Origin of the sequence: Acidovorax sp. JHL-3, from assembly GCF_000526295.1 — a bacterium.
Classification (GTDB): domain Bacteria; phylum Pseudomonadota; class Gammaproteobacteria; order Burkholderiales; family Burkholderiaceae_C; genus Acidovorax; species Acidovorax defluvii.
Window position 1 is genome coordinate 2,355,268 of record NZ_JAFU01000001.1, and the last position, 25,757, is coordinate 2,381,024.

The following is a 25,757-nucleotide window of genomic DNA, read 5'->3' on the forward strand; positions in this document are numbered from 1 at the left end:
GGCAATCTGGTTATGACACCGCGAACTACATCGGAGATGTTGACCGGCCGCTGAGGCTGGCTGTTCGCGCCTGCACGAGATTGCACACCTCCTCCAGATAGCGCGGACCTGTTCCGCGCTTTTTTGTTTCTGGGCCTGGCGCGTGCCCGCTCCCATTGCATTGCTTGAAAAGAAAGAGTTCTCCCATGATTCACATCACGCTCCCCGATGGTTCCCAGCGCGAATTTCCCGGCCCGGTCACGGTGGCCGAGGTGGCCGCTTCGATTGGCGCTGGCCTGGCCAAGGCCGCTTTGGCCGGCAAGATCGGCGACAAGGTGGTGGACACCAGCCACCAGATCACGGCAGACAGCCCGCTGTCCATCGTCACGGCCAAGGATGCTGATGGTCTGGACGTGATTCGCCACTCCACGGCCCACTTGCTGGCCTATGCGGTGAAAGAGCTGTTCCCGGACGCGCAGGTCACCATCGGCCCGGTGATCGAGAACGGCTTCTATTACGACTTTGCCTACAAGCGCCCCTTCACGCCGGAGGACCTGGTGGCGATCGAGAAGCGCATGACCGAACTGGCTGCCAAGGACGAGCCCATCGTGCGCCGCGTGCTGCCGCGCGACGAGGCCGTGCAGTATTTCAAAGGCCTGGGCGAGCACTACAAGGCCGAAATCATTGCCAGCATTCCTAGCAACGAGGACGTGAGCCTGTACCGCGAGGGCAGTTTTGAAGACCTGTGCCGTGGCCCGCACGTGCCGAGCACGGGCAAGCTCAAGTTCTTCAAGCTCATGAAGGTGGCGGGTGCCTACTGGCGCGGCGACCACCGCAACGAGATGCTGCAGCGCGTCTATGGCACGGCCTGGGCGACGAAGGACGAACTCCAGCAGTACCTGACCATGCTGGAAGAGGCCGAGAAGCGCGACCACCGCAAGCTGGGCCGCGAACTCGACCTGTTCCACATCGACGAACATTCCCCTGGCACGGTGTTCTGGCACCCCAAGGGCTGGACGCTGTGGCAGGAGGTGGAGCAGTACATGCGCCGCGTGTACCGCGACAACGGCTACCAGGAGGTCAAGGGTCCGCAGATTCTGGACAAGACGCTCTGGGAAAAAACCGGTCACTGGGACAAGTACCGCGACAACATGTTCACGACCGAGAGCGAGAAGCGCGACTACGCGCTCAAGCCGATGAACTGCCCGGGCCATATCCTGATCTTCAAGCAGGGCATCAAGAGCTACCGCGACCTGCCCCTGCGCTACGGCGAGTTCGGCCAGTGCCACCGCAACGAGCCGACGGGCGGGTTGCACGGCATCATGCGTGTGCGCGGCTTCACGCAGGATGACGGGCACATCTTCTGTACTGAAGAGCACATCCAGCCCGAGTGCACGGCGTACACAGCCTTGCTGCAAAAGGTTTACAAGGACTTCGGCTTCGAGAACATCATTTACAAGGTGGCCACGCGCCCCGAGGCGCGCATTGGCTCAGACGAAAGCTGGGACAAGGCCGAGCATGCGTTGATGGAAAGCCTGCGGGCCTCGGGCTGCGAGTTCGAGATCGCCCCGGGCGACGGCGCCTTCTACGGCCCCAAGATCGAGTACACGCTCAAGGACGCGATCGGGCGCCAGTGGCAGTGCGGCACCATGCAAGTGGACTTCTCCATGCCCGAGCGGCTGGACGCCGAATATGTGGGGGAAGACGGCGCCCGCCACCGGCCCGTCATGCTGCACCGCGCCATCGTGGGAAGCCTGGAGCGCTTCATCGGTATCCTGATAGAGCAGCACGCCGGGGCCTTGCCGGTGTGGCTGGCGCCGGTGCAGGTTGCAGTGCTCAACATCACCGACGCACAGGGCGATTACTGTCGTGAAATTGCCGCAAAACTGCAAAAAGTGCTGCCCCATCAAGACCTTAGGGTGGCGCTCGATCTGCGCAACGAGAAGATTACGTATAAAATACGCGAGCATTCGTTGCAAAAGCTGCCTTACATACTCGTCGCTGGTGACAAGGAGAAGGCAGCAGGAGCCGTCGCAGTGCGCGCCCGGGGTAATCGAGATCTCGGCGTGATGTCCGTTGAAGCGTTCGCAGAGCTGATCGCCCAAGACATCGCTTCCAAAGTGTGATTTTGAAGGAAAACATGCTTTGGCGTGCGCCCATGGTACGGTTTTAGCTACTATTTTTGTAGCATTTTGATTCAAGGAAGATAGCCATCGCTACTGAATTTCGTGATCGTCGCCACCGTGAAGAGCGCAAGCACCGCCTGAACCGTGAAATCATGGCCCCTGAAGTCCGTCTTTCCGGGCCAGAGAATGAGCCTTTGGGCGTTGTGAGCTTGATGGAAGCCTTGCGCATGGCCGGCGAGTTGGACGTGGATCTGGTGGAGATCGCCGCGACGGCGAACCCCCCAGTGTGCCGCCTGATGGACTATGGCAAGTTCAAGTACCAGGAACAAAAGCGTGCTGCCGAAGCCAAGGCCAAGCAGACGGTCATCGAGATCAAGGAAGTCAAATTCCGTCCGGGTACGGACGATGGCGACTACAACATCAAGATGCGCAACATTCGCCGTTTTCTGGCGGATGGAGACAAGTGCAAGATCACGCTGCGGTTCCGCGGTCGTGAAATCACGCACCAGGAACTGGGTTTGGCCTTGCTCAATCGCATTCGCGACGAGTTGGCTGACACCATCCTGATTGAGCAGTTTCCCAAGCTGGAAGGCCGCCAGATGATCATGATGATCGCTCCTGGCAAGAAGAGGCCAGCTGCGCCCAAACCGGCTGCAGAAGCTGCTCCGGCCTCTGGCACTGCGGCCTGATGTGAAATGAATTTGAGGATTTGAGTGCCGAGCCCGCAATGGCGCGGCATTCGAAAAGGTGGTGCTTTGGCGCTGCCGAACGAGAGGCGAAAGTCTTTCGATAAAAGTGGCTCGGGGCCAACAAGTTTGCAGATCGGTTTGCAAACGCCTCACGAGCACAACGAAAAGGAGCATTCACATGCCCAAAATGAAGACCAAGAGCAGCGCGAAAAAACGTTTCCGCGTTCGTCCAGGTGGCACCGTCAAGCGCGGTCAAGCCTTCAAGCGTCACATCTTGACGAAGAAGACCACCAAGAATAAGCGCCATTTGCGTGGTGCGGTTGCTGTGCATGAGACCAATATGGCCTCGGTTGCACAAATGCTGCCCGGCATGGGCATTTAATAACGACGAACAAGGAGTACATACATGCCTCGCGTCAAACGTGGTGTAACGGCCCGTGCCCGTCACAAAAAAGTTCTCGCCCTTGCAAAGGGTTTCCGTGGTCGCCGCGGTAACGTCTTCCGGATCGCCAAACAGGCGGTAATGAAGGCTGGGCAATATGCTTACCGTGACCGCCGCACCAAGAAGCGCGTGTTCCGCCAGTTGTGGATTGCCCGTATCAACGCCGCTGCACGTGAACTGGGCCTGACCTACAGCCAGTTCGCCAACGGCCTGAAGAAGGCATCCATCGAGATCGACCGCAAGATGCTGGCCGACCTCGCCGTGCACGACAAGGCTGCCTTTGGCAGCATCGTGGAACAAGTCAAGGCCAAGCTGGCTGCTTGAGTTCATGATGGGCGGCTATCTTTTTGATAGCTGCCTGCGCAATAACAACAAGGGCTAGAGCTTGAAAAGGCACTAGCCCTTGTTTATTTTCAAGAGTCGATATGAACGAGTTGGATTCCCTGGTCGAAAGCGCGACGCAGCTGTTTGCCCAAAGCGCCACCCCCGCTGATCTGGAAAATGCAAAAGCGCAGTTTCTGGGCAAGTCGGGCCGCGTGACGGAGCTCATGAAGGGCATGGCGCAGCTGTCGGTAGACGAAAAGAAGTCCCGCGGCGCCGCCATCAACGTCGCCAAGCAGGCCATTGAGGCAGCCCTTACCGCACGCCGCCAGGCGCTGGCCGACGCTGAGCTGCAGGTGCAGCTCAAGGCCGAAGCGCTGGACGTAAGCCTGCCCGGCCGCCAGCGCGGGCAGGGTGGTCTGCACCCGGTATCGCTGACGCTGGAGCGCATCCAGGGCATCTTCGGCTCCATGGGCTTTGATGTGGCCGAAGGCCCTGAAATCGAAACCGACTGGTTCAACTTCACCGCACTGAACACGCCGGAAGACCATCCCGCGCGTTCCATGCACGACACCTTCTATGTCGAGGGCGGCATTGCCACCGCCCCCAACCTGCTGCGCACCCACACCAGTCCCATGCAGATCCGCCACGCGGTGCAGCATGTCAAGCGCCACCGCGCACTGCTCGATGCCGGCCAATCCATGCCCGAGATCCGCGTCATCGCGCCGGGCCGCACCTACCGTGTGGACAGCGATGCCACGCACTCGCCCATGTTCCACCAGTGCGAAGGCTTGTGGGTTGGCGAGAACGTGAGCTTCAAGGATCTCAAGGTCATCTTCACGGCGTTTTGCCGCACCTTCTTCGAGAGCGACGACCTGGTGCTGCGCTTTCGGCCCAGTTTCTTTCCGTTCACCGAACCCAGCGCGGAGATCGACATCCAGTTCCAAACGGGCCCGCTGGCCGGCCGCTGGCTGGAGGTGGCCGGCTCGGGCCAGGTGCACCCCAACGTGGTGCGCAACATGGGGCTCGACCCCGAGAAATACATCGGTTTTGCGTTTGGCATGGGCCCTGACCGCCTGACCATGCTGCGCTATGGCGTGAACGACCTGCGCCTGTTTTTCGACGGCGACATCCGTTTCCTGTCGCAGTTCCAATAAAGCAAAAAAGTGAGCTGCTAGCGCCTTTATCCATTGGGTTTCAATATGTTTATATGTTGAAACCCAATAATGGCAAGCGCAAGCAGCTATCTTTTTAAAAGCTAACGCCAAAGAGTTTTCTCACTATGCAATTCCCCGAGTCCTGGTTGCGCGAATTTTGCAACCCCCCGCTGACCACCCAAGAACTCGCCGACACGCTGACCATGGCCGGCCTGGAGGTTGAAGAGCTGCGACCCGTGGCGCCGCCGTTTACCAACATTGTGGTGGGCGAAATCAAGGAAGCCGTGCAGCACCCCGATGCGGACCGCCTGCGCGTATGCCAAGTGGACGTGGGGCAGGGTGCCTTGCTCAACATCGTGTGTGGCGCGCCCAATGCGCGTGTGGGCATCAAGGTGCCGTGCGCGCTGGTGGGCGCCGAGTTGCCGCCCGGCGACGACGGCAAGCCGTTCCTCATCAAGGTGGGCAAGCTGCGCGGCGTGGAAAGCCAGGGCATGCTCTGCTCGGCCCGCGAACTCAAGCTGTCGGAAGACCATGGCGGCCTGCTGGAGCTGGACGCCTCTGCGCCGGTTGGCCAGGACATCCGTGCGCATCTGAATCTGGACGACACACTGTTCACCCTGAAGCTCACGCCCAATCTGGCGCACTGCCTCAGTGTTTATGGCATTGCACGCGAAGTGTCCGCACTCACGGGCGTGCCTTTGGTGCAGCCGTTGTTTCCGGCGGTGAGTGCCCAACTGGCCGACAAGCTTGCCGTGAAGGTGAGCGCGTCCGACCTGTGCGGCCGCTTTTCTGGCCGTATCGTGCGCAACGTGAACACGCGCGCAGCCACCCCGCAGTGGATGCTGGACCGGCTGTCACGTTGCGGCCAGCGCGGTGTGTCGCCGCTGGTGGACATCTCGAACTATGTGATGTTTGAGTTGGGGCGCCCGTCGCATATTTTTGACCTGGACAAGATCCACGGCGGGCTGGATGTGCGCTGGGGCAAGCCGGGCGAGCAGCTCAAGCTGCTCAACGGCAACACCGTCACCCTGGACGACAAGGTGGGTGTGATCGCTGATGACAGCCAGGTCGAGTCGCTGGCCGGCATCATGGGCGGTGATGCCACGGCGGTGTCCGATGACACCCGGCATATCTATATCGAGGCCGCCTTCTGGTGGCCCAAGGCGGTGGCAGGGCGCTCGCGCCGTTTCAATTTTTCGACCGATGCCGGCCATCGCTTCGAACGGGGTGTGGACCCGAGCCTGACGGTGGAACACATCGAACGCATCACCCAACTGGTCATCGATATCTGCGGCACGCCTGACACAGTGTGCGGCCCTATGGACGATCAGGCAGTGAACCTGCCGGTGCCCAAGCCCGTCACGCTGCGCGTGGCACGCGCCGCCAAGGTCATTGGCATGTCCTTGACGCAAGAGCAATGTGCTGGCGCCTTGCAGCGCCTGGGCCTGCCAGTGGTGCAGGGCGAAGGCACGCTCACGGTCACACCGCCTACCTTCCGCTTTGACATCACGATCGAGGAAGACCTGATCGAGGAAGTCGCGCGCATGGTGGGCTATAACAACCTGCCGACCACGCCGCCGCTGGCACCCATCACGCCGAAGCTCGCAGCCGAAGCCACGCGCAGCCCGTTTGCCGTGCGCCGGTCTCTGGCCGGTCTGGGGTATCAGGAGACGATCAACTTCAGTTTTGTGGAAGAGCGCTGGGAGCATGAATTGGCCGCCAATGTGCAGCCCATCAAGCTGCTCAACCCGATTGCAAGCCAGATGAGCGTTATGCGCTCTACCTTGCTGGGTTCTTTGCTACAGGTTTTGAAGTTCAACCTGGACCGCAAGGCTGAGCGGGTGCGCGTGTTCGAGCTGGGCCGTGTGTTTTTGCGCGATGCCAGCGTGCGCAACACCGACACCACCGTGGAAGGTTTTCACCAACCCATGCGCGTGGCGGGTCTGGCCTATGGTCCCAATGACATGCTGCAGTGGGGCCGCAAAGAGCAGGTCATTGACTTCTTCGATGTGAAGGGCGATGTGGAGGCCTTGCTGGCGCCGTTGCGACCCACCTTCGAGCCAGGCGCGCACCCGTCCATGCATCCCGGTCGCTGCGCGCGCGTGCTGGTGAACGGGCGTGCCATCGGCTTTGTGGGCGAGTTGCATCCGCAATGGCGCCAGTCGTGGGACCTGCCCCAGGCGCCGGTGATGTTCGAGCTGGAGCTGGATGCCGTGCTGCAGCGGGTGGTGCCGCAGTTCCAGCCGGTCGCCAAGCACCAGGCGGTGGAGCGCGATCTGGCCGTGGTGGTGGCTGAGCGCGTGACGCATGCCGAGGTGATGGATGCCATCACCGCTGCCGTTCCTGGCACCATGCTGCGTTCGGCCGTGCTGTTTGATGTGTACCGGCCCAAGCCCTTGCGCGCTGGCGAATCTGCGCCCGCAGGTGGACTGGCTGCTGGCGAAAAGAGTCTGGCGGTGCGCCTGTCACTGGGCCGGGCCGAGGCCACCCTGACAGAAGCCGAGATCGACACGGCCGTGCAGGCCGTCGTGGCCCAACTGGTCGCCCGCACCGGTGGTCGGTTGCGTGTTGGATGAAAAACCGGGAGCGCCGACGTGATTGAATTTGCGGTAGAAAGCATCGAAACCCCTGCGCTGACCAAGGCGCAACTGGCCGACCTCCTGTTCGATCAGATCGGGTTGAACAAGCGCGAGTCCAAGGACATGATCGACGCTTTCTTTGACCTGATTGCGCAACGCCTGGTGGACGGCAAGGACGTCAAGCTTTCGGGTTTTGGCAACTTCCAGATCCGGACCAAGGCGCCGCGACCGGGCCGAAACCCGCGCACCGGTGAAGCCATTCCCATCCAGGCGCGCAGGGTGGTGACTTTTCATGCCAGCAGCAAACTCAAGGAGCAGATCCAGTCTGCTGCTTCGGTTCCAGCTTCGGCTTCGGCTTTGGTGTGAGTTTTGATCCAACTGGCAACTGAATTGGCAATGCGGTCTGGCGTTTACAGGGCGTCTGCAGTACGCTAGTCAGCTTTTCGTCCGAATCACCATCCATGGGCACCCAGCTTCCATCCATTCCCGCCAAGCGGTACTTCACGATTGGTGAAGTTGCGGAGTTGTGTGGCGTCAAGCCGCATGTCCTGCGCTATTGGGAGCAGGAGTTCACCCAGTTGCGGCCCATGAAACGGCGAGGCAACCGCCGGTATTACCAGCACCACGAGGTGCTGATGATCCGACGCATCCGCGACTTGCTGTACGACCAGGGCTTCACCATCAGCGGGGCGCGCAATCGCTTGCAGGATCCAGTGCCTTCCGCGCACGATGAAGCGCCGCTGCCACCGGTGTTGATGTCGGAATTGGTGTCCATGCGCACGGGCGCAGACATCGCCCAAGGCGCGGGCACTGATGTGCTTGACGGTTTGTTCGACAGCAATGCGGTGCGCCAGGAATTATTTGAAATTCGTGCACTGCTTTCCCTGAACTGAAGAATTTTCTGTATATAATTTAAGTCTTGTCGGCGTGTAGCGCAGCCAGGTAGCGCACTTGCATGGGGTGCAAGGGGTCGCGAGTTCGAATCCCGCCACGCCGACCATTGATAGCAAAAGCCCAGAGCCGAAAGGTTCTGGGCTTTTTTGCTTTGTGCCAGGGATGGGCACACAAAGCAGGTGCGCCGGGCCACGCGCTGCTCACGGTGAGCGGGATGACGCAACAGCGCATGTGCGCTGCCAGATGCGGAATGCGGAATGCAAGCGGAGAGCTTGAATCGTGAGCCCATGCGTTGATAACGACGAAATCGCAGCTGTGTTGCGTGGGCATGAAGACTACGCCGCTGGCAAGGCTCAATGCACGTGCACGTGCATGTGCATGTGCATGTGCATGTAGAACGCTGACGTGGGCACAAGCGATAAAACCTGGTGCGATTGAACTGGCAGGCGGCCTGTGAACGGTTCAAGGCCAACCGCACCACCCTTGATACCCGGTACCTGCAAGCTCAAGCGAGCTTCGAGCAGCAGGTTTTCTGATGAGGGTGTCGGGTGGCTATTTGCACGCCACTGTGGTCATTTGGCGGGAATCGCGGGAATCGCGGGAATCATGGGAATCATGGGGCTGGAGATCAGCGCCAGGTTGTCTGCCAGCGTTGCGGCAGACAGCTCACCCGCGCGCACTGCGGCCAATCGGCCCTGGCCGTCATAGAACAGCGTGGTGGGCAGGGCCTTGTAGCCCAGGCTGCTGCCCAGTTGGGAGGTTTGGTCCAGCACCACATCGGCATGCGGCAAGCCATGCTGGGTGGCAAAGCGTGAGACGACATCGGGCGCCTCGCCCTGGTTGACCCACAGGAAGCGGATTTGTGGCTTTGCATTGCGCGCTTGCAGCAGCACCGGCATCTCGCGCCTGCAGGGCGGGCACCAGCTGGCCCATAGATTCACCACCACGGGTTGGCCGCGCAGATCTGGCAGTGAGACGGTGCGCGCATCGAGTGCCACGCCGTGCCAGGGTGGCAGGTCTGCCACGCGTGGTGGGGCCGTGGCGTGCAGCAGCGCCAGGCCCGCCAGCCAGACGGCAGTGAACGTGACCAGACCTGCCGTTGCAGGCCGGCGCCAGGGGCTGCGCCGCAACCACAACACGGTGCAGTAGAGCAGGGCGGCACCCAGGCCGGCCCAGGGTTCCCAGCCACCGTCGCGGATGTTGATGATCGACCAGGGTGCAGCGACATATTCATCGGTGTAGCGCAATACAAAGCCCAGGCGCGCTGCCAGCAGCGCCACAAGAGCCATTCGCCAGCCGTGCGGGCCGGGCGCAAGGCCCCGGCGCACGGACAGGCGTTCATGCACCCAGACGCCCAGTTGCCAGCCGGCCAGCATGATGAGCAGTGCCCAGGGCAGCACCAGCGGGCCTAAATGCAGCATGCGTTCCATGGTCGTCAGTCCTTTTCAGCCTGGTGCAATGCCATGCGCAGGGGCGGCATCTGCAGCGCAAGTGGGCAGCCGCAGCCGGGCGACCAGGCCGGGCGTGCCGGGCTCCAGCGCCAGCGTGCCGCCCGCACTTTCTGCGATGCGGTGCACGATGGTCAGCCCCAGTCCACTGCCCGGATCGCTGCCAGACTTGCGCCAAAAGCGCTTCAGCGCCTGCCCGCATTCATCTGCCGTGAGGCCCGGCCCCTGGTCACGCACGCAAATTTCCACCTGCCCGTCGCCAGCGGTGCCTGCGTGCCATTGCAGCGTGGCGCTCACGGATGTCGGGCCACGGTGGTAGCGCAGTGCGTTGTCTACAAGGTTGGTGATGGCGCAGGTCAGCAGCGCCGGCGCCAGGGGCAACTGGACGGTTTCCCAGGCCGCGGGCTCGGACGGCACCTCGCGCGCGTCCAGCGTTATGGCGGGCACTGCGCTGCCTTCGTTTTTGGCGCGGTGCAGGGATTGCCGGCAGGCCAGTCGAAAGGCTTGCGCAATCTCGGTACCCACTGTGTGGCGCGTGTCGCCGGCAGTGGCCGTTTCCACGCGAGCCAGCTGCAGCAGCTGCTCCAGCGTTGCGTGCATGTGGTCGATGCCCTCACCCGCCTGGCGCAATGCGTTGGCCACCCTGTCCTGCGCGGCATTCGGTGTATTGGCGGCCAGCGCCATTTGCGCGACTTGCACATGGGTCTTGATGGCCGTGAGGGGGGTGCGCAGCTCGTGTGCCGCATCTGTGGTCCAGCGGCGTTCATGTTCGATGCTGGCGTCCATGCGCTCCAGCAGCTGGTTCAGGCTGTCGACGAGCGGGGCCATTTCCTTGATGTCGTGGCCTGACTTGACGGGCCTTGGGTCTTGCGGCGGGCGTTCAACCAGCTCGTCGCGCAAACGCTGCAGTGGCTGCAGGCTGAGCGTGCAGATCCACCACGTGAGCAGCAGGACGCCGACAAGCGCCAGGGCAAAAGGCAGCACCAGCGAGCGCACGAAGGTCTGCACCAGATGATCGCGCATGTCCAGCCGGTCGGCGGTGGCCACGCGCACGCCGTTTTCCTCCAGCACATAGGTGCGCCATTGCTTTCCGCCCTTGGTGATCTGGCCAAAACCCGCGCTGCCTGCGGACGCCATGTCAGGAATATTGTTGGTTCTGGCGATGGGCAAAAAATCCACCTCGCTGCGAACCAGGCTCACCTCGCAGGCCACGCCATCGCGCGCTATCACCGAGAGCAGTGCATCGTTTTGCGCACGCGGTGTGGTGGCCAGTTGCATGGGTTGGAACTGCACCACGATGCCTGCCACCATTCGGGCCGAGGCGATTAGCCGATCGTCCAGCATGGTGCGCAGTTCGCGCTGCATGTTGGTGAATTGCCAGGCCGCCACGCCGCCCCAGATGAGGCACATGGTGAGGCTCAGGCCCAGCACCAAACGCAGGCGCAGACTTTTCGGCAGGGGCGTCATGTCGTGCTGTCGCAGTAGCGGGCGCCAAGGCGAAAACCTTGACCGCGCACGGTGTCGATCACGTCGGCACCCAGCTTCTTGCGCAGGTGGTGCACGTGCACGTTGACGGTGTTGCTGCCCACGTCCAGGTCCAGTCCATAGAGACTGTCGTGCAGCTGCGCCGGGCTCAGCACGCGCCCGCGCGCCTGCACCAGTGCCGACAGCAGCGCCCATTCGCGGCGCGCAATCTCCACGGGCTTGCCTTCGCGGGAGATCTCGCCCGTCGCCATGTTGACCTGGCAGTCGCCCAGCATCATCAGATCGCCGGCACGCCCGCCCGCGCGGCGCAGCAACGCGCGCAGTCGCATCACCAGCTCCTGCAGATCGAAGGGCTTGGTCAGGTAGTCATCGGTGCCCGTCTGAAAACCGGCCATCTTGTCCTCGATGGTGCCGCGTGCGGTGAGGATGAGCACCGGCACATCCCGCCCCTGCGCGCGCCAGTGGCGCAGCAGGTCGATGCCGTCGCCATCGGGCAGGCCCAGGTCCAGCACGCAGGCATCAAAGTCACGGCGGGCCATGTGGGCTCTGGCCTGGGCCACGCTGGCCGCCGTGTCGCTGGTGAAGCCATGCAGTTCCAGCCCGGTCTGGATGCCGCTGGCAACCAGGGTGTTGTCTTCGACGATCAAAATGTGCATGGAGTGCGGCTGTGGGGGAGTGCGTGCATTGTAGGAAGGCGGCCCTGCTGGCCGGCCTCCCTTACACGCGCCGCACTTTGACCGGCAGCCCCTGCCGAACCACCGCGCCGGACACCCAGTCAATCCAGACGTTGTCCTTGGCGGGCCGCGTAGGGTCGGCAAAGCCCAGGCTGTTCAGATTCACGCCCTGACCGTGCTGCGGGTTGTGGGCGGTGAGCTTGCCATCCACGGTATGGGCCACGGCACCCAGTTGCTTGTGTCCGTAGCCGTATTCGATGGCCACTGCCCCCTGTGCAATGCCCCCACGCACCAGTGCCACGCCTTGCACACGCGCTCCGGGGGTGCTGACCTCGATGCGGTCGCCGTTGGCAATGCCCAGCCGGGCCGCGTCGTCCCTGTTGAGGCTGATGGGGTTGTGTGGGTGCACCTGGCGCAGGCGCGAGGCCGCAATCGACATCGAGCTCATCAGGTTGGATTTGTAGGAGCTCAGGGTGAGCGGCCAGTCGCTTTCGGGGAAATGCTCGCGCATGCTCGTACCGCTGGCAAAGCGGGTGGGGTACCAGGTGGGGCAGCCCACGTAGCGCTCGCCCGTCATCGAGTGGCGCATCTTGGCCAGGCCTTCGTGCCAAAGCTGCACCGGGAACTTGTGGGCGGCATTGACCTGTTCGCCGTTCCAGGCGTCGTCGATCTTGTCGAAGCGCCCGCCGCGGCTCATCACCATGGCAACGCGGCGCACTTCCTCGGGTTTGAGGCGCTTTTCCAGATCGGGCATCCAGCGGGTGAGGCCGGTGATGGCGACGTCGTCGTCGCTGGCTTCGGGCACAGGCTTGCCGGCCTGGTAGGCAATGTTGCACATGCCACGCAGGTAGAAGTCTTCGGACGACTCCAGGTCCAGCGGTTCGCCCTCTTTGGTGCTCATGGCGTTCTTGCCGAAGCCGGGAAGGCCCAGCTGTTTGGCGACAGCGAACACGAAGCTTTCAAAGCTCACGGGCTTGCCGTCGGTGGTCCTGGCGGTGGCGGGTTCGACCACGGGCCAGCGCACGGTAGAGCTCTTGGCAACCACGTCGGCCCATGGGGCGCCGATGCCCCAGCTCTCGTAGGTCACGGTGTCGGGCACGATGTAGTCGGCCAGGGCCGAGGTCTCGTTGATGAACGGGTCCACCGAGATGAACAGCGGCAGCTTCTTCGGGTCTTTGATGGCGTCCACCAGCGTGTTCTCGAAACCGCAGATGGCATACACCGGGTTGCTCATGTGGTTGACCCACGCCTTCACCGGGTAGGGGTAGCCCAGCAGGCCGGCGGCCAGCATTTCGCTGCTCATGCCCCCGGGGGCGGGATACCACGGAGCCTTGGCGGGATAGGGGTTCTGGCCGGCTTCCTTTTTGCGTTTGAATTCGCTGGTTTTTTCGTAGGGGAAGCGCGTGCGTGAAAGGGCCACACCCGTGGGTTTGACCGCGCCAGGGAACTGCGCAAAGTTGTAGCGCGGGCCAGGGCCAAAGGGGCCGAAGGGGCCGGCATCAAGAACCCAGCCGCCCTTGACGTTGAGGTTGCCGATCAGGTTGTTCAGCATGGCGATGGCGTAGGCGGTGTAAAAACCTGCACCGCTCATGGTGCCGCCGTGCGAGTTGGCCACGGCCTGCTTGCCGTGGCTGGTGAATTCGCGCGCCAGATCTTCAATGTCCTTCACCGGCACGCCGCACTTGTCCGAGTATTCCTGCAGCGTCTGGCGCCGCGCTTCTTCGCGCAGTTTGACGAACGATGTGCAGACGGCCATCGGCGCGGGCTCCTCGGTGGCGTCAGCTGCCTTGATCGGGGTGAAGTCGCGCTGCACCACCAGCTCAGCGGGCTGGGCCACGGTGTGCGGAGCAAGGCTGCCGTCGGCCAGTTGCACCACATACACATCTTCGGCGGGTGTTTTCTCGTCCACCGGCTCGGGCAGGGGCAGCCCCAAGTCCGCTCCGCGCAAGAACTGCCCGTAACGCGGATGCTTCGCATCGTTGATCAGCAGGTGGCTGGCGTTGCTCCACGCGGCCTCGCCTGCGGCGGCCATGGCGGACGGACCGGGCTGGCTGAGGAACCGGGCGTCGTAGCGCTCGTTGTCAATGATCCAGCGGATCATGCCCATGACCAGAGCGAGATCGGTGGTGGGCTTGATGGGCAACCAGCGGTTGTTGTCACCTGCCGCATGGCTGGAGGACATGGGCAGGATGGGCGAGACAACCACGTACTGGTACGTGTTCTGTGCACGCGAGCGTGCCTCGGACAGCTCACGTCCCATTCGCTGAAAGGGGTTGCCAGCCTGTGCCGGCGCGGTGCCGATAAACAGGCCGAAACGCGAGTTCTTCCAGTCTGGCTTGCCGTGGGGCATGCCGGCAAGGTTGCCCAAGGCGGCTGCCGTGCCCACCCGGTAGGTCTGGCCGCAGTAGGCGCCGTGGTTGGACACGTTCACGGTGCCAAAAGACTGGCGGGCAAAGCGGTTGATCAAGGGCGTGCGACCTTCGTTGGAGGCATCGGTCACCAGTAGCTGGTTGGCCTTTGGGCCGTATTCGGGGTTCTCGGGGTCGATCAGCGTTTGCACATCGCGGATGGCCCGCAGTCCGTCCACATGGCCTTCGCCGAACAGGTCGCCGCCTTCACAGATTTCCTTGACCAGATCCTCGAACGCGATGGTCTTCCATTGGCCCGAGCCGCGCGGGCCCACCCGCTTGAGCGGCTGCAGCACGCGATGCGGTGCGGTCTGGTGCTCGAACATGGCCGAGCCGCGCGCACAGCTGGTGGCGCGGCCTTCCAGGCCGTTGTCGCCGCCCAGCATGGCGTACACCTCACGCACCGGCGTTTCCATGGGTGCATGGTGCGTGGTGGCCAGCGGGTGGTAGGGGTTGCCGGCGACGCGCAGGATTTGGTTGTGCCCGGTGTCGACACGCACACGGATACCGCACTGTGTCCAGCAGCCCAGGCAGCTGCTGGGGCTGACCACCTGGCCAGGCTGGGTGGTGAGCTGGCCCGTCACGGGGTCGATGCGGAACTCTGGTGTCAGTGCGTTTCCGCGTGTGGCGCTTTTGGTGGGTGTGCCGGATGTGCCCGTAACCAGGCCCTTGGCTCCCTTGACCACCGTCTCGCCGTATCCGGCGGCAAACGCAGCCAGGCCACCGGCCACGGCGCCGCCGCGCAGCAGCATGCGGCGGCGGTTCATTTCGGGGCTGGTGTCAGTGCTGCCAGCGTGTTGAGGAACGGGAGGTTGGTTTTTGTCGGTCATGGGAAGTCTCTTTCAGGTCAGCGCAGCAGTCATCTAATGCTATTATTTATATAGCTGCTAGCGCTTGTCTGCATTGGGTTTTGTGCCAATTTGAATGGATATCTAAGGCAAGGATCACCGTCAGGCGACTGCCTTGGCCTGACGGGCGGGAAACAGCTCCAGTGCCCAGCTGGCCAGCGCCACCAGCGCCACGCACAGTCCGGCCACGCCGACCATGCCCAAGAGGCCGTCGCCGCCCAATGGCATGTGGTACAGGTACAGGCCTGCGCCAAACTTCGGAACCCCCTGCACGCCCATGAACAGTGCCCAGCGGAAGACCCAGGCGCTGGCAGCCAGCCCCAGGCCCAGCACCAGCGTGTAGCCTCTGGCACCCAGCCGATGGCGGCCACGCAGCAGCGCACCCACCACGGCTGCGCCGCCAATGGCAGAACCCACCATGGTCATGCGCCAGACGGGGAAGTCGTTCCACAGGCGCAGCGCTGCGTCGAAGGACGGACTGCCACCGTTCATCCCCGTCAACGACCAGGCCGTGGCCACGGCCACCAGCGCAGCGGCCAGTGCCAGCCCCAAGCCGCGAAGCAACTGCAGGGCGGCGGCACCGGGGCGCAGCGCGGCGGGCAAGAAGCGCTCCAGCACGAAGGCCACGCCCACCGTGGCCAGCCAGCCGGTAAGCGCCAGGTTGACCGGTACCCACATCGTGTTCCACAGCGGGCGTGAGCGCACTGCCATCATTTCGGCACCTGTATAGACCGTGATGGACAGCGCCGAGAGCACCAGCAGCGGAGACAGCAGGCGCATCCAGTGGGTCTTGCCCAGCCACCAGCTGGCGCACAGGGCCACGGACAGTATGACAAACACCGGCAGCAGCAGCGCGCCCACCGACATCCACGACCAGGGCGTGAAATGGGCATAGAAGTGCCAAAAACGGGCAGGCTGGTGCAGGTCTGCCAGCAGCGACACGGGCGCGGCAATGGCGCTGATGGCAAGCGTCAGCACGGCCACCGGCAGCAGGCGCTGCAAGGAGCTGCCGGTTGAGCCCCAGCTGCACAAGGCGGTAAGCAGGGCTGCACCCGTGGCCACACCGGCCAGAAAGAAATACTGCACTGCCCAAGGCAGCCAGGCGGCTTCGTAATGCGGGGTCAGAAGTTCGATGATCTGCATGGTCGGCTCCTTCGTTAGTGCTCGGACACCAGGCGCACGCTGGCCTGACCGTCCACGCCGTTGACGAACTCGTCGGGCAGGCCGATGTAGTACACGCGCGGCGCCGTGTTCATGCCGGGCTTGAGCACCTTGATCTCATCCTTGTGCTCGGCCATGCGGCGGTTGATCTCGCTGTCCTGGTCGTTCAGGTCGCCGATCACCCGCGCGCCGCCCACGCAGCTTTCCACGCAGGCCGGCAGCAGTCCGACTTCCAGACGGTGCTCGCAAAAGGTGCACTTGTCGGCCGTCTGCGTCTCGTGGTTGATGAAGCGCGCGTCGTAGGGGCAGGCCTGCACGCAATAGCCGCAGCCCACGCAGCGCTCGTTGTCCACCAGCACGATGCCGTCGGTGCGCTGAAAGGTGGCCTGCACCGGACACACGGGCACGCAGGGCGGCTCGTCGCAGTGGTTGCACAGACGTGGCAGGCTGACCATGGCGGGTGCCGCGCCGCCGGGCTTGTCGATCTCGTACTGCAGCACCGTGGTGCGGAACTGGCCGATAGGTGGCAGGTTTTCCACCGAGCAGCTCACCGTGCAGGCCTGACAGCCGATGCACTTGCGCATGTCCACCAGCATGCCGAAGCGTTTGCCCTCCATGCCAGGGCGGCGCGGGGGCTGGGTGGTGGCGGAAGGGCTGGCAGCGTGGCCGGCACCTGCCAAACCAAAAGCCGTGGCCATGCCCACAAGCTCCTGCAGGAACGTGCGCTTGCCAAGTTGCGGCGTGTTCAAGGCTTGGGGACGAGGGGAGGGTGTGGGTGTGGACATAAGTATTACCTGATATTCTGTTTCGATTATTATTTCTTCCGCGGATATATATTGTGTTGATGAATGTCAAGCAAACAAGTTAATATTTTTGTGTTTAATTTTATGCAAAACTTATAATTTTAATATTCATATATTAATGAAATATTAAATAATCTTGAGTGTATTACTGCGGAATGCCAGGCGATTTGCTCCCGGCGATTGAATCCAGGATTGGTGGCCGTTTTCAGTGTGGCTGTGGCCAGACCCGATGAGCAATGGCTACCGGGCAGGCGTTTGGGAAGCGGGCGTGGCTCTTTACCGGCTCGCCAGCTGGACGCTGCGCCCCTCCGACCCGACAAAAGTGGGCTTGGATGGGGGCGAAAGAGAGCGAAGATCTGTGACAGAATCCACGTTGGGGCGGGTTTCGGGCTGATTTTCCGGAATCGTTGCCGCAAGCCTGCGACCACTTCAAAAATCCTGTTTCAACGTATTGCCTTGGGTGTGTGCGCGCAGTTGGAGCCCCGCCGCGCCTGCCATGGTTGGCAAGTGGATGGCAAACTACCCAAAGTCCCTGGCCAATTGGCTTTGGGCTTTTTTACACGCGTTCAGGGTCAACCTGCCTGGCACCGTTCTTATTCCCCCAATTGGAAATTTCATGATCAGTGGACTTGTTGCCGGAAAGCTTTTTGGGCCGGCGGAACAGCGCATCGACAAGGCAGGCAAGCCCTTTGCCGTGGCCAAAGTGCTGGCCGCCAGTGGCGATGGCGAAACGCTGATCGTGAATGTGATTGGTTTTGAGCCCGCTGTGTGCTCGGCCCTGCAGGCGCTGGGAGAGGGCGAACCCATTGCCCTGGCCGGTGGGCTTACGCCACGGGTCTGGACAGACAAGCAGGGCAACACCCGGCCTGCTCTGGACATGGTGGCGCACCGTGTGCTGACCGCTTACGACGCCAGCGACAGCCACCCGGCGTGATCGCCTGGAGATGCCTGGGCCCACCCGCCAACACTGCGTCGGCGGGCGGACACCCAGGCACACATTCAGACTCGCTCAGGCCGAGAGCGCCTGCAGCAACTCGGTCTCGATCTCGATCTGCCGCGCGTTGCTTTGCAGCTCGGGTCCCTGGATCAGAAAGGTGTCTTCGACACGTTCGCCCAGCGTACTCACCTTGGCCAGTTGCACGCTGAGCTGGTGGCGTGCCAGCACGCGCGCCACCAGATAAAGCAAACCGGCGCGGTCGCTGGCCGAGATGCCCAGCAGCCAGCGCTGGGCTTTTTCGTCGGGGCGCAAGGTCACCCTTGGTGCCACCGGAAAGCTCTTGACGCGGCGTGACACGCGCCGCACGGCCGGCTCGGGCAGCGGGCCACCGGTTTCGATGGCGCGCATCAGGTCGCTTTCGACCATGTGCGTGAGTTCGCGGTAATGGCCTGGCTGGGCAGAGGCCACCACCTGGAAGGTGTCGAGCGCATGGCCGTTGTTGGCCGTGTGCACGCGCGCATCCAGAATGCTGAAGCCGGCACGGTCAAAGTAGCTGCAGATGCGGGCAAAAAGATCTGCCTGATCGGGCGCGTAAACCATCACCTGCAGTCCCTCGCCCGCGAGCGACTGGCGCGCGCGCACCACGGGCTGGGGTGCACCGACATGGCGAGAGAGGTGGCGGGTGTGCCATGCAATATCGGCCGCCTCGTGGCGCATGAAGTAGCTCACATCCAGCGTTGCCCACAGCGCCTTGTGCGCCTCGAAGGGCAGGGCGTTGAGTGCCAGCAACACCAGCGCCTCGCGCTTGCGGGCCTCGATCTCGGCGGCTGCGTCGGGGGCCCGGCCACCCAGCGTGCGCAGGGTGGCGCGGTACAGGTCTTCCAGCAGCTTGCCTTTCCAGGCGTTCCAGACCTTGGGGCTGGTGCCACGGATGTCTGCCACAGTGAGCAGGTACATGGCCGTGAGGTTGCGCTCATTGCCGACACGTTGGGCAAAGGCGGCAATCACGTCCGGATCACTCAGGTCCTGCTTTTGCGCCACCGTGCTCATGGTGAGGTGCTCGCGTACCAGGAACTCGATGAGCCGGGCGTCTTCGCGGTCCACGCCATGCTGTCGGCAAAAGCGCCGCACTTCCATGGCGCCGATCTGCGAATGGTCGCCGCCGCGGCCCTTGCCGATGTCGTGGAAAAGGGCCGCCACATAAAGAATCCATGGTTTGTCCCAGCCAGCGGCAAGCTGCGAGCAAAACGGGTACTCGTGCGTGTGCTCAGCCATGAAGAAGCGGCGCATGTTGCGCAACACCATCAGGATGTGCTGGTCCACCGTATACACATGGAACAGGTCGTGCTGCATCTGCCCCACGATGCCGCGAAACGCCCACAGATAGCGCCCCAGCACCGAGGTCTGGTTCATCAGCCGCATGGCATGCGTGATGCCCGAGGGTTGCTGCAGGATGCGCATGAAGGCGGCGCGGTTGACCGGGTCGCGCCGGAAGGCGCCATCCATCACGCCGCGCGCGTTGTAGAGCGCACGCAGAGTGCGGGCTGAAAGATCCTTGAGCCCGGAAGTCGTCTGGTGCAGCAAGAAGGTTTCCAGAATCGCGTGTGGATCGCGCTCGTACAGGTCATCGCTGGCCACCTCGATGAGCCCGGCTTTTTCGAAAAAGCGCGCGTTGATGGGGCGCGGCTCGTGGGTCGATGGGTTCAGTCGCTCTTCGATGTTGAGCAGCAGGATCTGGCTGAGCTGCGACACCGCCTTGGCCGCCCAGTAATAGCGGCGCATCAGGGCTTCGCTGGCGCGCAGGGCTAAGCGCGTGCCATCGGGCGCTTGTGACCGGTAGCCAAACGATTCGGCCACCGCGGTCTGCAAGTCAAACACCAGCCGGTCCTCGTGGCGCCCGGCAATGGCATGCAGGCGGGAGCGCACCAGGCACAGCAGGGCCTCGTTGCGCTCGATCTGGCGCACTTCAAACGCCGTGGCCATGCCGCTGGCGGCCAGTTCTTTCCAGGTGCGGCCCAGGCCGGCGGCGCGTGCCACCCACAGAATCATCTGCAGGTCGCGCAGGCCTCCGGGCGATTCCTTGCAGTTGGGTTCGAGTGCGTAGGGTGTGTTTTCGTATTTGGTGTGCCGCTGGCGCATTTCGAGGGTTTTGGCCACCAGAAATGCCTGCGGGTTCAGTTGCGCGCTGTATTGCTGCTGGAACTGTGCAAACAGTGCCCCATTGCCGCAAATCAGGCGGGCCTCCAGCAGCGAGGTCTGCACCGTCACATCCTGGGCCGATTCGGCCAGGCACTCCGCCACGGTGCGCACACTGGAGCCGATTTCCAGGCCCGCATCCCAGCAGCTGCCAATAAAGCTCTCCAGCTGGGCGCGCAACTCGCACCCTGAGTCGGTCGTGCAACCTTCAGGCAGCAGCAGCAGCACATCGACGTCGGAATAAGGAAACAGCTGGTCGCGCCCAAAGCCGCCCACGGCCACCAGGGCCAGATCGGCTGGGAGCTGGGCGCGCTGCCACAGGGCTTGCAGCAACCCGCCCGCCAAGGCGGAGAGCTTGCGCAGCATCAAGCGGATGCCACGGGTGGAAGCGCCGGTGGCCTGCATGGTGGCAAGCAGGGCCGCTTTGTCGTGGCGGTAGGCGTCCCGCAGGGCGTGAATTTCGGTCATGGGCAAGGGCGATGAAGAAAGCGGTGGGCCATGACCTGCGCAAGCAAGAGTCGTGCTTGAAGGCGCTGCGCCTCAGATCGTGAACATGGATTCAGGTGGTGGTGGCGGTCACAAACGACGGCAGCGGGGGCGAGCCGGCCGAAAGCGTCATCACCTCATAGCCTGTTTCGGTGACCAGCACCGTGTGCTCCCACTGCGCCGACAGGCTGCGGTCCTTGGTGACGATGGTCCAGCCGTCGTTGCCAAACTCCTTGATCTCGCGCCTGCCGGCGTTGATCATGGGCTCGATGGTGAACACCATGCCGGGCTTGAGCTCTTCGAGCGTGCCTGGGCGGCCGTAGTGAAGCACCTGGGGTTCTTCGTGGAACACCTTGCCAATGCCGTGGCCGCAGAACTCGCGCACCACCGAAAAGCCGTGCCCTTCGGTGAATTTCTGGATGGCGTGTCCGATGTCGCCCAGGTGCGCACCGGGGCGCACCTGCTGGATACCCAGCCACATGGCGTCATAAGTAATGGCGGACAGGCGCTTGGCGGCGATCGAGCACTCGCCAATCAGGTACATGCGGCTGTTGTCGCCATACCAGCCATCCTTGGTGATGACGGTGACGTCCACGTTGACGATGTCACCCTTCTTGAGCGGCTTGTCGTTGGGGATGCCGTGGCACACCACATGGTTGACCGAGGTGCACAGCGAGCCCGGATAAGGCGGATAGCCCGGTGGCTGGTAGCCCACGGTGGCAGAAATGGTGCCTTGGGCGGCCATGCATTCGGCGCCCAGGCGGTCGATTTCGAGCGTGGTGATGCCGGGCTTGATGTGCGGTGCGATGTAGTCCAGCACTTCAGAAGCGAGTCGGCAGGCGAGGCGCATGCCGGCGATGTCCTCTGCGGTTTTGATGGTGATACTCATGCCGCAATTATCCCATCGCCCCTCAAGCCTTGCCGGGCAAGGGCATGGCGGTGCGTGATGCCCGGTAAAATGGCGGGCTGCGCTTGCAGCACCCCTTGTGTCATTGGTCCGGGGAGCGGCCGCCCCCGTGGGGCTGCCCACCCCGGTGACGCAGGAGGCCCGGCGCGCCTTACCCTCTCTCTCATCCCGAACAGGCCGCTACCGTGACCTTGCACATGACCACGCTGGCGGGCGGCAACGCCCTCAGCACCTTTCGCGCCCAGCAACTGCAGCCCGCCCTTGAGGCCATTCACCCCAGGATCAGTGGCATTGCGGCACGCTTTGTGCACCTGGTGGCCACCGACGCCGCGCCCACGCCGCCCGAGCTTGAGCGCCTGGCCGCCTTGCTGACCTACGGCGACCCGTATGCGGGCCCTGGCGACGGCACCGTCCTCATCGTCACGCCGCGTCTGGGCACGCTGTCGCCCTGGGCTTCCAAGGCCACCGACATTGCGCGCAACTGCGGTCTGGCCATTCGCCGGGTCGAGCGCACCACCGAATACCGCATCAGCCTCAAGGCCGGTCTGCTGGGCAAGGCGCCCGAGCTCACCGCCGAGCAGCTGGGTCAGGTTGCGGCCTTGCTGCACGACCGCATGACCGAATCGGTTGTGGCCGACCGCGCTGCCGCTGCCGCGCTGTTCACCGAGCTGCAGCCCGCGCCCATGGAGCATGTCGATGTGCTGACCGGTGGCCCAGAACAAGGCAGGAAGGCCCTGGAGGCCGCCAACACCCGCTTTGGCCTGGCGCTGGCCGACGATGAAATCGACTACCTCGTGGCCGCCTTCACGGGCCTGGCGCGCAACCCCACCGATGTGGAGTTGATGATGTTTGCCCAGGCCAACAGCGAGCATTGCCGCCACAAGATCTTCAATGCCCAGTTCACCATCGACGGTGTTGCGCAAGACAAGAGCCTGTTCGGCATGATCCGCCACACGCACCAGCTGGCGCCGCAGCACACCGTGGTGGCGTATTCGGACAACGCGTCGGTCATGGAAGGCCACCAGGTCGAGCGATTTGTGGCCAAAATGGCCTCTGGCGTTTATGTAATAAGCGCGAGTAGCTATGAAAAGAGTAGTGCAACCCACCATGTGCTGATGAAGGTGGAAACGCACAACCACCCCACGGCGATCTCGCCGTTTCCGGGCGCCTCCACTGGCGCGGGCGGCGAAATCCGTGACGAGGGCGCCACCGGGCGCGGCTCCAAGCCCAAGGCGGGCATGACCGGGTTCACGGTGTCCAGGCTCTGGGGCAGCACGCTGGGCAAGCCCGAGCACATCGCCAGCCCCTTGCAGATCATGGTGGAAGGCCCGCTGGGCGGGGCCGCATTCAACAACGAGTTCGGCCGGCCCAACCTGCTGGGCTACTTCCGTGAGTACGAGCAGACCGTGGCCGGCGTGGACCGTGGCTACCACAAGCCCATTATGATCGCGGGCGGCCTGGGCGTGATTGACGCGCAGCTCACCCAAAAAATCGAATTCCCCGCAGGCTCGCTGCTGATCCAGCTGGGCGGCCCGGGCATGCGCATTGGTATGGGCGGCAGTGCGGCCAGCTCCATGGCCACGGGCACCAACGCGGCCGAGCTCGACTTTGACTCGGTGCAGCGCGGCAACCCCGAGATCGAGCGCCGTGCGCAAGAGGTTATCAACCATTGCTGGGCGCAGGGCGCGGCCAATCCCATCCTGGCCATTCACGACGTGGGTGCTGGCGGTTTGAGCAACGCCTTCCCCGAGTTGACCAACGACGCAGGCCGTGGCGCGCGCTTTGATCTGCGCGCCGTGCAGCTCGAAGAGTCGGGCATGGCGCCCAAGGAAATCTGGAGCAACGAGAGCCAGGAGCGCTATGTGCTGGCCATTGCGCCCGAATCGCTGCCGCTGTTCAAGGCCTTCTGCGAGCGTGAGCGCTGCCCGTTTGCCGTGATCGGCACGGCCACCGAAGAGCGCCAGCTGGTGCTGCACGACCCCGCAGCCACGGCCGACGACCAAAAGTTGCCGGTGGACATGCCCATGAACGTGCTGTTGGGCAAGCCGCCCAAGATGCACCGCGATGTGAAGACGGTGACGCGTGAATTCGCACCGATGGACTTGACCGGCGTGCCGCTGCAAAAGGCCGTGATCGACGTGCTGGCCCACCCCACGGTGGCATCGAAGCGCTTTCTCATCACCATTGGCGACCGCACCGTGGGCGGCATGAGCCACCGCGACCAGATGGTGGGCCCGTGGCAGGTGCCCGTGGCCGATTGCGCCGTGACGCTGGCCGATTACAAGGGTTTTGCGGGCGAGGCCATGGGCATGGGCGAACGCACGCCGCTGGCGGCCATCAACGCCCCGGCATCGGGCCGCATGGCGGTGGCCGAGGCCATCACCAATCTGCTGGCTGCACCCATCGAGCTGCCGCGCGTCAAGCTGTCCGCCAACTGGATGGCCGCTTGCGGCGAGCCCGGCGAGGATGCCGACCTGTACGCCACCGTGAAGGCCGTGGGCATGGAGCTGTGCCCCGCGCTGGGCATCTCGATTCCCGTGGGCAAGGACAGCCTGTCCATGCGCACGCAATGGCAGGATGGCGGCGGCAAGAAAAAGGTCACCTCGCCCGTCAGCCTGATCGTGAGTGCCTTTGCCTCGCTGGCCGACGTGCGTGGCACGCTCACCCCCCAGCTCAACGCCACCGAAGACGACACCACGCTGGTGCTGGTGGACCTGGGCAAGGGCCAAAGCCGCATGGGCGGCAGCATTCTGGGCCAGACGCTCGACCAAAGCGGCGATGTGGTGCCCGATGTGGACGACCCCCAGGACCTGGTGAACCTCGTCAACGCCGTCAACGCGCTGCGCGCCAAGGGCCAGATCCTGGCCTACCACGACCGCAGCGATGGTGGCCTGCTGGCCGCCGTGGCCGAAATGGCCTTTGCCGGACATGTAGGCGTGGCCCTGAACGTGGACATGCTCGTGACCGAGGGCGACGGCATCAGCGACAGCCGCATGGAAACCGGCGACGCCAAGAACTGGGCGCAGCAGGTGAGTGCGCGCCGCGAAGAGCTCACGCTCAAGGCCTTGTTCAATGAAGAACTGGGCGTGGTGCTGCAGGTGCGCACGGCAGAACGCAACGAGGTGATGCAGACGCTGCGCGAGCATGGCCTGTCGAAGTTCAGCCATTTCATTGGCAAGACGCGCCCGGCATCGTCCAGCATCAACGCGGGCAAGGGCGAGCTGCAGGTCTGGCGCGATGCCAAGGCCGTGTTCAGCGCGCCGCTGGCCGACTTGCACCAGGTGTGGGATGCCGTGAGCTGGAAGATCTGCCAGCAGCGTGACAACCCCGCCAACGCCGACGCCGAGCACGCCGCAGCGGGGGAGCCCACCGACCCCGGCATGCAGGTGCACCTCACGTTCGATGCGTCGGACGACGTGGCGGCGCCGTTCCTGAACCTCTCGCGACCCAAAGTGGCTATTTTGCGCGAGCAGGGCGTGAATTCGCATGTGGAAATGGCCTACGCCTTCACGGAAGCGGGCTTCGAGGCGTTTGACGTGCACATGACCGACCTGCAGACCGGCCGCGTGAAACTCGAAGACTTCCAGGGCGTGGTGGCGTGTGGTGGCTTCAGCTATGGCGACACGCTGGGCGCGGGCATTGGCTGGGCGCGCAGCATTACCTTCAACCCCGTGCTGGCAGCGCAATTCCAGGGCTTCTTTGGTCGCACTGACACCTTTGGCCTGGGCGTGTGCAACGGCTGCCAGATGTTTGCCGAGCTGGCCGACATCATCCCCGGCGCGCAAGACTGGCCGCGCTTCACCACCAACCAGAGCGAGCGTTTCGAGGCGCGCCTGTCGCTGGTGGAAGTGCTCGAATCGCCCAGCCTGTTCCTGCAAGGCATGGCCGGCAGCCGCCTGCCGATTGCCGTGGCGCATGGTGAGGGCTATGCCAACTTCAAATACCGCGGCAACGCGGCGCAGGCCATTGCGGCCATGCGTTTTGTGGACAACCATGGCGCGGCCACCGAGCAGTATCCGTTCAACCCCAACGGCAGCGCGGGCGGTTTGACTGCCGTGACCACGGCCGATGGGCGCTTCACTGCCATGATGCCGCACCCCGAGCGCGTGTTCCGCAACGTGCAGATGAGCTGGACCAGTGGTGATATCGGTGCGCTGAGCCCCTGGATGCGCATCTGGCGCAACGCCCGCAAGTGGGTGGGATGATGGTTTTCTGAC

18 protein-coding genes and 1 tRNA gene are annotated in these 25,757 nt (G+C 63.4%); 11 read left to right on the forward strand and 8 right to left on the reverse strand.

Going from position 1 to position 25,757, the window contains the following annotated elements:
* Nucleotides 1-185: 185 nt before the first annotated feature.
* From thrS to K226_RS0111145, 9 genes are all read left to right on the forward strand, one after another.
* Nucleotides 186-2,105, forward strand: coding sequence for a threonine--tRNA ligase (gene thrS, locus K226_RS0111105; RefSeq protein ID WP_024814877.1), 1,920 nt, complete (start codon nt 186-188; stop codon nt 2,103-2,105).
* 80 nt (nt 2,106-2,185) lie between these two features.
* On the forward strand, nt 2,186-2,794 hold the full coding sequence (infC, locus tag K226_RS0111110; RefSeq protein ID WP_081739365.1) for a translation initiation factor IF-3: 609 nt from the start codon (nt 2,186-2,188) through the stop codon (nt 2,792-2,794).
* Between the two features lie 178 nt (nt 2,795-2,972).
* Nucleotides 2,973-3,176, forward strand: coding sequence for a 50S ribosomal protein L35 (gene rpmI / locus K226_RS0111115; protein ID WP_024814879.1), 204 nt, complete (start codon nt 2,973-2,975; stop codon nt 3,174-3,176).
* A 24-nt stretch (nt 3,177-3,200) separates the two neighbouring features.
* Nucleotides 3,201-3,560: a 50S ribosomal protein L20 gene (gene rplT / locus K226_RS0111120; RefSeq protein WP_005795139.1), complete on the forward strand. Its 360-nt coding sequence runs from the start codon at nt 3,201-3,203 to the stop codon at nt 3,558-3,560.
* A gap of 101 nt (nt 3,561-3,661) precedes the next feature.
* The gene (gene pheS / locus K226_RS0111125) at nt 3,662-4,714 is read left to right on the forward strand and encodes a phenylalanine--tRNA ligase subunit alpha (protein WP_024814880.1); all 1,053 of its coding nucleotides are present in this window, start codon (nt 3,662-3,664) and stop codon (nt 4,712-4,714) included.
* 125 nt (nt 4,715-4,839) lie between these two features.
* Nucleotides 4,840-7,290, forward strand: a complete 2,451-nt coding sequence (gene pheT / locus K226_RS0111130) for a phenylalanine--tRNA ligase subunit beta (RefSeq protein WP_024814881.1) — start codon at nt 4,840-4,842, stop codon at nt 7,288-7,290.
* An 18-nt stretch (nt 7,291-7,308) separates the two neighbouring features.
* Nucleotides 7,309-7,659 carry an integration host factor subunit alpha gene (locus K226_RS0111135; RefSeq protein ID WP_024814882.1) on the forward strand — a complete coding sequence of 117 codons (351 nt, stop codon included), beginning with the start codon at nt 7,309-7,311 and terminating at the stop codon, nt 7,657-7,659.
* A gap of 95 nt (nt 7,660-7,754) precedes the next feature.
* Nucleotides 7,755-8,186 (forward strand): MerR family transcriptional regulator, encoded by a 432-nt coding sequence (locus K226_RS0111140; protein ID WP_024814883.1) that lies wholly within the window; start codon nt 7,755-7,757, stop codon nt 8,184-8,186.
* Between the two features lie 30 nt (nt 8,187-8,216).
* A tRNA-Pro gene (locus tag K226_RS0111145) sits at nt 8,217-8,293 on the forward strand.
* Nucleotides 8,294-8,759: 466 nt separating this feature from the next.
* On the opposite strand, the gene K226_RS0111150 is transcribed toward K226_RS0111145, so the two are convergent.
* The 6 genes from K226_RS0111150 to dsrO all read right to left on the reverse strand — a co-directional run bounded on the left by K226_RS0111150 (nt 8,760) and on the right by dsrO (nt 16,996).
* Nucleotides 8,760-9,617: a TlpA disulfide reductase family protein gene (locus K226_RS0111150; protein ID WP_024814884.1), complete on the reverse strand. Its 858-nt coding sequence runs from the start codon at nt 9,615-9,617 to the stop codon at nt 8,760-8,762.
* 15 nt (nt 9,618-9,632) lie between these two features.
* Nucleotides 9,633-11,102, reverse strand: coding sequence for an ATP-binding protein (locus tag K226_RS0111155; RefSeq protein WP_051463478.1), 1,470 nt, complete (start codon nt 11,100-11,102; stop codon nt 9,633-9,635).
* Nucleotides 11,099-11,776 (reverse strand): response regulator, encoded by a 678-nt coding sequence (locus K226_RS0111160; RefSeq protein WP_024814886.1) that lies wholly within the window; start codon nt 11,774-11,776, stop codon nt 11,099-11,101. Before K226_RS0111160 ends, K226_RS0111155 begins: the two co-directional genes overlap by 4 nt.
* A gap of 61 nt (nt 11,777-11,837) precedes the next feature.
* The gene (locus K226_RS0111165; RefSeq protein ID WP_024814887.1) at nt 11,838-15,032 is read right to left on the reverse strand and encodes a tetrathionate reductase subunit A; all 3,195 of its coding nucleotides are present in this window, start codon (nt 15,030-15,032) and stop codon (nt 11,838-11,840) included.
* Between the two features lie 120 nt (nt 15,033-15,152).
* Nucleotides 15,153-16,193, reverse strand: a complete 1,041-nt coding sequence (nrfD, locus tag K226_RS0111170) for an NrfD/PsrC family molybdoenzyme membrane anchor subunit (protein ID WP_024814888.1) — start codon at nt 16,191-16,193, stop codon at nt 15,153-15,155.
* A gap of 14 nt (nt 16,194-16,207) precedes the next feature.
* On the reverse strand, nt 16,208-16,996 hold the full coding sequence (gene dsrO, locus K226_RS0111175) for a sulfate reduction electron transfer complex DsrMKJOP subunit DsrO (RefSeq protein WP_024814889.1): 789 nt from the start codon (nt 16,994-16,996) through the stop codon (nt 16,208-16,210).
* Nucleotides 16,997-17,630: 634 nt separating this feature from the next.
* Here dsrO and K226_RS0111180 point away from each other — a divergent pair.
* Nucleotides 17,631-17,948: a single-stranded DNA-binding protein gene (locus K226_RS0111180; protein WP_024814890.1), complete on the forward strand. Its 318-nt coding sequence runs from the start codon at nt 17,631-17,633 to the stop codon at nt 17,946-17,948.
* A 75-nt stretch (nt 17,949-18,023) separates the two neighbouring features.
* Here K226_RS0111180 and K226_RS0111185 read toward each other — a convergent pair whose 3' ends face one another.
* Complete coding sequence (locus K226_RS0111185; RefSeq protein ID WP_024814891.1) at nt 18,024-20,615, reverse strand: [protein-PII] uridylyltransferase; 2,592 nt, start codon at nt 20,613-20,615, stop codon at nt 18,024-18,026.
* 91 nt (nt 20,616-20,706) lie between these two features.
* Nucleotides 20,707-21,522, reverse strand: coding sequence for a type I methionyl aminopeptidase (map, locus tag K226_RS0111190; RefSeq protein WP_024814892.1), 816 nt, complete (start codon nt 21,520-21,522; stop codon nt 20,707-20,709).
* A 203-nt stretch (nt 21,523-21,725) separates the two neighbouring features.
* Between map and purL the strand changes: the two genes are divergently transcribed.
* Nucleotides 21,726-25,745, forward strand: coding sequence for a phosphoribosylformylglycinamidine synthase (purL, locus tag K226_RS0111195; protein ID WP_024814893.1), 4,020 nt, complete (start codon nt 21,726-21,728; stop codon nt 25,743-25,745).
* Nucleotides 25,746-25,757: the final 12 nt, after the last annotated feature.

What these genes read in the sequence shown, in the direction of transcription:
- thrS (WP_024814877.1), top strand. Translation starts at nt 186, where the DNA reads ATGATTCACATCACGCTCCCCGATGGTTCCCAGCGCGAATTTCCCGGC.
- rpmI (WP_024814879.1), top strand. Translation starts at nt 2,973, where the DNA reads ATGCCCAAAATGAAGACCAAGAGCAGCGCGAAAAAACGTTTCCGCGTT.
- rplT (WP_005795139.1), top strand. Translation starts at nt 3,201, where the DNA reads ATGCCTCGCGTCAAACGTGGTGTAACGGCCCGTGCCCGTCACAAAAAA.
- pheS (WP_024814880.1), top strand. Translation starts at nt 3,662, where the DNA reads ATGAACGAGTTGGATTCCCTGGTCGAAAGCGCGACGCAGCTGTTTGCC.
- pheT (WP_024814881.1), top strand. Translation starts at nt 4,840, where the DNA reads ATGCAATTCCCCGAGTCCTGGTTGCGCGAATTTTGCAACCCCCCGCTG.
- K226_RS0111140 (WP_024814883.1), top strand. Translation starts at nt 7,755, where the DNA reads ATGGGCACCCAGCTTCCATCCATTCCCGCCAAGCGGTACTTCACGATT.
- K226_RS0111150 (WP_024814884.1), bottom strand. Translation starts at nt 9,617, where the DNA reads ATGGAACGCATGCTGCATTTAGGCCCGCTGGTGCTGCCCTGGGCACTG.
- K226_RS0111155 (WP_051463478.1), bottom strand. Translation starts at nt 11,102, where the DNA reads ATGACGCCCCTGCCGAAAAGTCTGCGCCTGCGTTTGGTGCTGGGCCTG.
- K226_RS0111160 (WP_024814886.1), bottom strand. Translation starts at nt 11,776, where the DNA reads ATGCACATTTTGATCGTCGAAGACAACACCCTGGTTGCCAGCGGCATC.
- K226_RS0111165 (WP_024814887.1), bottom strand. Translation starts at nt 15,032, where the DNA reads ATGACCGACAAAAACCAACCTCCCGTTCCTCAACACGCTGGCAGCACT.
- nrfD (WP_024814888.1), bottom strand. Translation starts at nt 16,193, where the DNA reads ATGCAGATCATCGAACTTCTGACCCCGCATTACGAAGCCGCCTGGCTG.
- dsrO (WP_024814889.1), bottom strand. Translation starts at nt 16,996, where the DNA reads ATGTCCACACCCACACCCTCCCCTCGTCCCCAAGCCTTGAACACGCCG.
- K226_RS0111180 (WP_024814890.1), top strand. Translation starts at nt 17,631, where the DNA reads ATGATCAGTGGACTTGTTGCCGGAAAGCTTTTTGGGCCGGCGGAACAG.
- K226_RS0111185 (WP_024814891.1), bottom strand. Translation starts at nt 20,615, where the DNA reads ATGACCGAAATTCACGCCCTGCGGGACGCCTACCGCCACGACAAAGCG.
- map (WP_024814892.1), bottom strand. Translation starts at nt 21,522, where the DNA reads ATGAGTATCACCATCAAAACCGCAGAGGACATCGCCGGCATGCGCCTC.